General features: G+C 66.0%; 7 protein-coding genes and 2 pseudogenes. 5 read left to right on the forward strand and 4 right to left on the reverse strand.

All coding sequences use genetic code 11. The annotated features are described in order from the left end of the window. Window positions 1–49: 49 nt before the first annotated feature. Entirely contained in the window at window positions 50–556 is a 507-nt protein-coding gene (locus NF876_RS25405) for a hypothetical protein (protein ID WP_262271196.1), read from the reverse strand. 101 nt (window positions 557–657) lie between these two features. Beyond that, on the reverse strand, window positions 658–1,206 hold the full coding sequence (locus NF876_RS25410) for a pyridoxamine 5'-phosphate oxidase family protein (RefSeq protein ID WP_210811708.1): 549 nt from the start codon (window positions 1,204–1,206) through the stop codon (window positions 658–660). Window positions 1,207–1,542: 336 nt separating this feature from the next. Between NF876_RS25410 and NF876_RS25415 the strand changes: the two are divergent. From NF876_RS25415 to NF876_RS25430, 4 genes and pseudogenes are all read left to right on the forward strand, one after another. Continuing rightward, a pseudogene (locus tag NF876_RS25415) lies at window positions 1,543–2,523 on the forward strand (zinc-dependent alcohol dehydrogenase family protein); the annotation flags it as partial. An 80-nt stretch (window positions 2,524–2,603) separates the two neighbouring features. Then, window positions 2,604–3,446 carry a universal stress protein gene (locus NF876_RS25420; protein WP_262266380.1) on the forward strand — a complete coding sequence of 281 codons (843 nt, stop codon included), beginning with the start codon at window positions 2,604–2,606 and terminating at the stop codon, window positions 3,444–3,446. A 53-nt stretch (window positions 3,447–3,499) separates the two neighbouring features. Further along, window positions 3,500–3,937, forward strand: a complete 438-nt coding sequence (locus NF876_RS25425; RefSeq protein WP_262266379.1) for a universal stress protein — start codon at window positions 3,500–3,502, stop codon at window positions 3,935–3,937. Between the two features lie 130 nt (window positions 3,938–4,067). After that, window positions 4,068–4,373 (forward strand): DUF6894 family protein, encoded by a 306-nt coding sequence (locus tag NF876_RS25430; RefSeq protein WP_262266378.1) that lies wholly within the window; start codon window positions 4,068–4,070, stop codon window positions 4,371–4,373. 204 nt (window positions 4,374–4,577) lie between these two features. Here NF876_RS25430 and NF876_RS25435 read toward each other — a convergent pair whose 3' ends face one another. Continuing rightward, on the reverse strand, window positions 4,578–4,889 hold the full coding sequence (locus NF876_RS25435; protein ID WP_262266377.1) for a c-type cytochrome: 312 nt from the start codon (window positions 4,887–4,889) through the stop codon (window positions 4,578–4,580). Window positions 4,890–5,143: 254 nt separating this feature from the next. Between NF876_RS25435 and NF876_RS25440 the strand changes: the two genes are divergently transcribed. Beyond that, a complete protein-coding gene (locus NF876_RS25440; protein WP_262266376.1) occupies window positions 5,144–5,470 on the forward strand; it encodes a c-type cytochrome in 327 nt (108 codons plus the stop codon). Window positions 5,471–5,791: 321 nt separating this feature from the next. Here NF876_RS25440 and NF876_RS25445 read toward each other — a convergent pair. Further along, window positions 5,792–6,136, reverse strand: a pseudogene (locus NF876_RS25445) (heavy metal translocating P-type ATPase); the annotation flags it as partial. Between the last annotated feature and the right edge of the window lie 78 nt (window positions 6,137–6,214).

Here is a 6,214-nt window from a genome sequence, read left to right on the forward strand (position 1 = left end):
AAGCGCCGCATCCCTGAGGTTCTTCTGCAGGCCGCACCCCGGGGAAGTTCTAGAAAACTCCGGCAAGCCAGCCCTGAACCGTGGTGGGCAGCGGATGCTCGTTCCTCGAAGTAGGCAAGGCGGCCCGCTGCTGCACGCCTTCCAGGCGTGTTCTCACCTCCTCCGGCGCCGGCATGTCGGCCTGCCGGCCGATGGCGAGGGCGCCCTCAAGGGTCGCAAGACGCTCCCGGAACGACTGGCGCCATCTCAGGCGTGTGGTGATGTAGATTTCCCGCGCGCTCTCCACCTCCGGCGTGTCGGCGCAAGCCAGGCGGGCCACGAAGGGCAGCAGAAGCTGACGCTCCTCGTCGGTGGCCTCGTCGTTCAGCTGCATCGCCAGCGCGCAGATCGGGCGCGAGAAGCAGCCGGGCATGTCCTGCACGGAGCGGACGGGCCGGTACGCAAAGCCGGCCGCGACAATGGCGGCCTCGTTGATGCAGGTGCCGCCGTCCTTGCCCGGGAACGTGTGCGAGCCCTGTTTCAGCTTCCAGTTCAAGATGTGGTCGAAGGTGTCCATGGTGGCCATCCTCGTGGCGTGCCCCCACCCTCGGATGGTGATCCCCGGGCCTGATGGCTGTCAATCCGGCACCGCGCCACCTTGGACGCGGGCCGATGACCTTACCGGGTGATGGTCCGCGTCCATGCTGGCGGATCGCTGGCCGGGAAGGACTCCTCATCCGCCTCCTCCACAATATCGGGAGCCTCCTCCAGGGCACCGGGATCACCGACGAGATCGATATGGCCGAAGCCCTTGCGGTAATCGAGGACGGAAATCACCTCCGGCGTGATCCGGAACAGCGCCACGCCCTCCATGCCGTCAGGCGCATACTCGGCGATGCCCTCCGGGAACTTCCGCAGCAGGCGCCGTCCGGCCTGTTCAGCCTCGCGCGGATCGCGGACGAGTGTCGCCCGGCCGCCCATCGACAGGCCGCGGATCTCACCCCAGTTCGCATAGGGCAGGTTGATCGTGAGTGAGACCTTGTCGTGGCGCGCCAGGTTTCGGGCCTTCTGGGAGTCGCCCGCGCACCCGAAGTACAGCGTCAGGCCATCATGGGCGTAGCTGACCGTTGTCGCCTGCGGGTAGCCGTCGCTGCGGATGGTGGCGAGGGTCATGTCGTTCGCGCCATCCAGGATGGCGAGGATTTCGGTGCGAAGGGCGGGGTTCATGGCACAACCTCCGGTCACATGGCTTCAGGGCTGCCCCACGTGCGGATGCCAGGCGCAGGCTCGTGAAGGACGTCCGCGACCGGGACCTCTGCAGGCAATTGAGCCGGATCGTCCGGCGCGGGGCCACAGCACCAACATAGCCACGGTGAGCGTGAGCAGCATCCGCTGGCCCGCAGGGTGCGCATCCCATGGCCTTGCACCCAGTATAGCAGGGTTTCGTCCGGTTGGTTTGATCACGATCAATGCCGACGCGGGCAAAGCATCCCAGCCTTTCTGCACCGTTCCTGGTATGCTTACGGCAACCGCTGCAGCGGTCGGCAACAAGAGGTCTGCCCCATGAAGGCGATGGTCCTCCACGAGGTGCGCACGCCCCTGGTTCTTGAGGAGCGGCCTCTGCCCTCTCCCGCCCCGGGCGAGGTTCGCCTGACGGTGGAGGCCTGCGCCGTGTGCCGCACCGACCTTCACGTGGTCGATGGCGATCTTCCCAACCCCAAGCTGCCCATCATCCCCGGCCACGAGATCGTCGGGCGCATCGAGGCGCTCGGCGATGGCGTGACAGGCGTTCACATCGGCGAGCGTGTCGGCGTGCCCTGGCTCGGCCACACCTGCGGCCATTGCCCCTACTGCGCCTCGGGCCGTGAGAACCTCTGCGACGAGCCGCTGTTCACCGGCTACACCCGGGACGGCGGCTTCGCGTCCCATGTGGTCGCCGACGTGGCCTACGCCTTCCCGCTGCCGGACGGCGCTGATCCGGTCGCGCAGGCGCCCCTGCTCTGCGCCGGCCTGATCGGCTGGCGGTCTCTCGTGGCAGCAGGATCCGCCAGGACAATCGGCATCTACGGCTTCGGGGCGGCCGCGCACATCATCACCCAGGTGTGCACCTGGCAGGGCCGCCGCGTCTTCGCCTTCACGCGTCCGGGCGATGACGCGGCACAGGACTTCGCCCGCTCACTCGGGGCCGCCTGGACCGGCGGCTCTGACGAAAGCCCGCCCGAGCGGCTCGATGCGGCGATCATCTTTGCACCCGTCGGGGAACTCGTGCCCACCGCCCTCCAAGCCGTGGACAAGGGCGGCCGGGTTGTCTGCGGCGGCATCCACATGAGCGACATCCCGCAATTCCCCTACCGGTTTCTGTGGGAGGAGCGGCAGATCCTGTCGGTGGCGAACCTCACCCGGCAGGACGCTCATGAGTTCCTGTCCATCGCGCCGAAGGCCCGGGTCAGAACGGAAACGGTGACCTACCCGCTGGAGGCCGCCAACGAGGCCCTGGCTGACCTGCGGGCCGGCCGGCTTCAGGGTGCGGCGGTCCTGGTGCCGGACCATCAAGCAATGAAGGACGCGCCCGATCTGAACCGCGCGCAGGCCCGAGCCTGCCACAATCCTTAGAGGAGGATCCCATGCTCCAGAACATCCACAGCATCCTGATCGGCCTCACCAAAGAGAGCGACCCCGAGGAGGCCTCCTCCGCGCTGGCCTACGGCCTTTCGGTGGCCCGGGAGGCTAGTGCCCATGTGACCGTTCAGGCCGCCTCGCTGAAGCTCGTCCTCACCCATGCCTTCGTCAGCAAGATCGCCGCCGGGCTCGTGGCCGCCGAGAACCGCCGGCTCGATGCCCTCGCGCCCGCCGTGGCGGACACGGCCCGGCAAGAGGCTGCAACCTCGGGGCTCGCCTGCACCACGGAAGCGCCACAGCTGGCATATCCGGATCTGGTGAGGGGCTTCGCTTCCCTTGCCAGGATGCACGACCTGACGGTGTTGGACGCGGAGCCCGTCGCGCTTGCGGTGGACCGGGGTCTCATCGAGGCGGTCCTGACGGACAGCGGACGTCCCCTGATTGTTGTTCCGCCCGGCCGGGAGGCGTTCGCAGCGACACGTATCGTGGTGGCGTGGGACGGCAGCGCCAAGGCAGCGCGGGCGCTCAACGATGCCATGCCCTTCCTGCGGGCCGCCTTGCAGGTGGAACTGGTCAGCGTCACCGGCGAGAAGGATCTGGAGAAATCGGCCCCGGGCGCCGAGATCGCCCCTCACCTCGCGCGCCATGGCGTCAACGCAGCGGTCATGAACCTGCCGGTCCTGGACGGCGATGTGGCCGAGACGCTGCGCAACCATGCCACCCTGACCCGTGCCGACATGATCGTCATGGGAGCCTTCGTGCATTCACGCCTGCGCCAGATGGTGCTCGGCGGCACGACCCAGTCGCTTCTTAAGCAATGTCCGGTGCCGCTGTTCCTGTCCTACTGACGACAAAGGACAAGGCGTTTAGGGACTTCACTCCTCGCTTGAGGGAGACCTACATGTACAGGAACATTCTGATCGCCACTGACGGCTCGTCCCTGTCTGCCCGCGCTGTTGAACACGGAGCCAACCTGGCGAAAGCTCTCGGGGCGACGGTCCTGCTCCTGACCGTCACCGAGCGCTTTCATCTCTTCGCGGTCGACGCCGACCAACTGGAGGAAACGCCGACCTCGTTCCGGGAGCACATGCAGAAACAGGCCGAACGCACGCTGGCCGAGGCCGCGGAGATCGCCGCAAGGATCGGTGCCGACGCCACCACGGTTCATCTGGAGGATGATGTGCCTTATCAGGCCATCATCCGCACGGCGGAAAGCCAGCGGTCCGATCTCATCGTCATGGCGTCCCACGGGCGCGGCGGGGTCTCAGCCCTCCTGCTGGGCAGCGAAACGATGAAGGTGTTGTCCCATTCCAAGATCCCGGTCCTTGTTGTCCGCTGAGCGCTGGGAAGCGCGAGCGCAGCAACCTGAATCGCGAAATTCGAACTGAACGCGGGCACTCTACGGACGTCCGCATCGTGTGACCAAGAAGCGTTCGGGGTTCAAAGTGCAACATCAGGTGGAGGTCGCCATGCCACGCTTCTATTTCGACCTGCGGGATGGGGCGAAGTTCACGCCCGATGATGCGGGCGTTGAACTCGACAGCCTGGAGACCGCTCAACGCGTGGCTGCGGAGGCAGCGGCCGAGGCGGCGGCCGGGATTGGGCGGGATCGCTTGCTCCAGGATGACGCTCAGGACGTCCGGGTCGAGGTGCGGAACGAGCATCGCCAGCGGGTCCTGACCGTCACGGTGTCGCTGGAGATCCACTGGGTCGAGCCGCCCCTCGCGCGTGAGGCATTCGGTTCCATACCGCCGAACCCGCGAACGGGAAGCTAACGGGTCAGGCCATTTATGGAAGCGGTTTGGCGATCTTCCGTCACTGTTCACGCCAGCCATTGGGTCGCCTGGGCTTTGGCGCTGGGTGGACAGTCAAGCTGCCTCGGGTCTGGCCGTATTATCTTTATTATCTTTGTGGGTGTTGAGAATGGCTTGGCCCGGGTCACCGTGTCCTCAACCCACCGTGCGAACCCACAGATCCGGCTAACGCAGACCTCGGATATAGGCCAGCACGTCCGCGATCTCCTGGCGTGTTAGGCTCATGTTCGGCATCGGCGGATGGGGATTCGTCAGGAACGCCGCCAAGAGCGCCTCCGACAGGTCGTCCCGTCGCGCGACAGAAGCAAAGCTGGGGACATCGGCCGAGGCCTCGCGCTGTTCGGGGCCGACCAGGTGGCATGAGGCACACCATCGGTCAGCCAGCTGCCGGCCACGCTCCGGATTGCCGGCTGACCAAGCCGGTCCAGAGAGAAGCGTCAGGACTAAAGCACCCGCGAGATCAGGAAGGCCTCTCATCTCTCACCTCTGTTGACCGGCCGACAGAGCGCAGACAAACAACCTGGACCCTCAGCGTCGCAAACGCCCTTGGATCCATCCCCGTTCCTTGCGGTGCCCGGTCGTGGGAGATGCCTCACCCATAATGGTTGTTTCGGCCTTGAACCCATTGAGCGCCCAACGTCATGGTCCTCCATCCAGGGCGTTGACGATCCTTCCGGATTGTCCTTCCATGACGGCTCGCCCGCTGGAACATGGCCGCGGAGGAGGAACCCATGGCCCGTCTCACAGGGACGCTGATCCTTCTTCTCCTCGTGGAATCGCTCCCCCTGCACGCCCAGGAGGGTGGGGATCCGCGGGCCGGCCTGCGGCTGGCCCGCGAGGTCTGCGCCGCCTGCCATGCGGTGCTGAAGGGAGAGATGGACTCACCCCGCCGACAGGCGCCACCGTTCGAGCGGATCGCGCAGGTGCCCGGCATGACCACAACCGCGCTGACGGTCGCTTTGCGGACCTCTCACGAGACGATGCCCAACATCATGCTGGAGCCGAAGGAACTCCGGGACGTGACGGCCTACATCACAAGCCTGCGAAACCGTCCTTGAACGCTGTCTGGCTGGAAAGGAAGCTCGAATCGCCGAGAGAGTGCCGGCTGTAAGAACTGAACAGCATGGAGACCTAAGGCTGAACTTTGCTGTGCTCCTTTTGCCCCGAATCGCCGATGGCGCACCAATCTACCCCTCGTCAAAGCACTCCTGAGGGGCGGATTCTCCACACCGCTGGGCTGCACCTCATCCGGTTGTTCAAGATAACAGGAAAGCGGCTCCCGTCAGCGCCTTGGCAGAGCAGCCTGTGGGCTCCTGCTCACTCAGGGTTCGCTCGATGCACCCGATGGAGAATCTCTCGCCGCTGTGCCTCAAGGATCGTCATGGCGGCTCGGGCCCCCACAGCGCCCGCAGCGCGTTCAGGATCACGGCGACATCGATGGCCTCCTGGATCAGGGCCCCCTGCACCGGCGTCAGATAGCCCAGCCCGGCCGCCACCATCCCGACGACCGAGAGGCCGATCCCGGCATAGACGCTCTGGAGCGCGATGCGCCGCGACCGCCGTGCCGCTTGAACGGCGACGGGGATCTTGTCCAGCCGGTCGACCAAGAGGACCACGTCGGCGGCTTCGGCGGACGCTGCGGCGCCCTTCGCGCCCATGGCGACGCCAAGGTCGGCGGCCGCAAGCGCCGGGGCATCGTTGACACCGTCGCCGATCATCATGATGTCGGGCAGCATTGAATGCTACCCCTCGCGCCGACAGCCATTAAGTGCGTGGCTTTGCTGGCGAATTCATAGCGTCGG

The sequence above is a fragment of the Microvirga yunnanensis genome (assembly GCF_025460875.1).